This is a genomic window from Streptomyces rhizosphaerihabitans (assembly GCF_025399795.1).
Lineage (GTDB): Bacteria > Actinomycetota > Actinomycetes > Streptomycetales > Streptomycetaceae > Streptomyces > Streptomyces rhizosphaerihabitans.
In genome coordinates this window covers 1-1,215 of record NZ_JAODTZ010000151.1, presented here as the reverse complement: position 1 = coordinate 1,215, position 1,215 = coordinate 1, and the positions used below count along the sequence as shown (strand labels likewise).

General features: G+C 68.7%; 1 protein-coding gene. It reads left to right on the top strand.

Annotated features, from left to right (window positions below; translation table 11 throughout):
• Positions 1 to 138: 138 nt before the first annotated feature.
• Positions 139 to 1,215, top strand: a 1,077-nt coding sequence (locus N4G66_RS45135; protein ID WP_261710146.1) for an IS256 family transposase, incomplete at its 3' end; no start/stop codon positions are given.

Here is a 1,215-nt window from a genome sequence, read left to right as displayed (position 1 = left end):
GGTTGCGTCCTGGGAAGTGGTGTACGGGCTCCCACCTGATTCGGGCGTTTGGCTCGGCGTCGGAGTGAGTGTCCGGATATGAGAACGGCCACCGGCTGATCTTTCAAGACGACCAAGTCTTTGAAGGAGATCAGCACGATGACCGCACCCGACAGTCTGCCCCTGCACGCCCTCGCGGAAGACAATCTCGCCTCGGCGAGTCCGGACCTGCTGCGCGCGATGGTCAAGACGTTCGCCGACGCGCTCATGTCCGCGGAGGCCGACGCCCTCTGCAACGCCGAATACGGGCAGGTCAGCGACGAGAGGGTCAACCACCGCAACGGATATCGCCCGCGCGAGTGGGACACCCGCGCCGGGACCGTCGAGCTCGCCGTCCCCAAGCTGCGGCAGGGCAGCTACTTCCCGCACTGGCTCCTCGAACGCCGCCGTCGGGCCGAACAGGCCCTCATCTCGGTCGTCGCGACCGCCTACCTCCTCGGCGTTTCCACTCGCAGGGTCGAGAAACTCGCCGAATCCCTCGGCGTCACCCAGCTGTCGAAGTCCCAGGTCAGCGCGATGGCCAAGCACCTCGACGAGCAGGTCGCCGCGTTCCGCAACCGGCCCCTGGACGCCGGCCCGTACTCGTTCGTCTGGGTCGACGCGCTCACCCAGAAGGTCCGCGAAGGCGGCCGCATCATCAACGTCCACGGCCTGGTCGCGGTCGGCGTCAACGCCGACGGGCACCGCGAGATCCTCGGCATCGACGTCGCCACCGCCGAGGACGGCGCCGGCTGGCTCGCCTTCCTGCGCTCGCTGACCGCCCGCGGCCTGTCCGGCGTCCAGCTCGTCATCTCCGACGCCCACACCGGCCTGGTGAACGCGATCGGCGCGGTGCTGCCCGGCACTTCCTGGCAGCGCTGCCGCACCCACTACGCCCGCAATCTGCTGAGCCAGGTCCCGAAATCGGCCCAGCCCTGGGTCGCGACGCTGCTGCGGACCGTCTTCGAACAGCCCGACACCGACGCCGTCCAAGCACAGATGCGGCACGTCCTGGACGCGCTGGAGGCCAAGTTCCCCAAGGCCGCAGCCCACTTGGACGCCGCCCAGCACGACCTGCTGGCCTTCACGGCCTTTCCGCGGGAGATCTGGCGGCAGATCTGGTCGAACAACCCGCAGGAGCGACTGAACAAGGAGATCCGCCGCCGCACCGACGTGGTCGGCATCTTCCCCGACCGC